Genomic DNA, 299 nt, shown 5'->3' with positions numbered 1-299 from the left:
CTCAATCTCGATCTTTCAAAGCTGACGCAGCTCGGCACGGGCTTCACGGTCTCCGATGCCAAGGTCAACGGCAATGCCCCGAGCACGCTCGAAAAGATCCAGATCAGCCAGGACGGCGTCATCTACGCGCAGTTCCAGGACGGCTCCACCAAGCCGCTCTACAAGATTCCGCTGGCCGACGTTCAGAGCCCCGACAACCTCACCGCGATGCCGGGCAACGTCTATGTGCAAAGCGCCGACTCCGGCGCCGTCCGCATCGGCTTTGCCAATGAAGGCAAGCTTGGCGCGGTCGTCTCTGG

At 61.9% G+C, this 299-nt stretch carries 1 protein-coding gene; it reads left to right on the top strand.

All coding sequences use genetic code 11. From position 1 onward, the window contains the following. Nucleotides 1-299, top strand: a 299-nt coding sequence (locus EN851_RS35465; protein WP_135931122.1) for a flagellar hook-basal body complex protein, incomplete at both ends; no start/stop codon positions are given.

The sequence above is a fragment of the Mesorhizobium sp. M8A.F.Ca.ET.208.01.1.1 genome, assembly GCF_004791315.1.
Lineage (GTDB): Bacteria > Pseudomonadota > Alphaproteobacteria > Rhizobiales > Rhizobiaceae > Mesorhizobium.
Note: the sequence above shows the minus strand (reverse complement) of the source record. Positions and strands in the feature narration are given on the sequence as shown.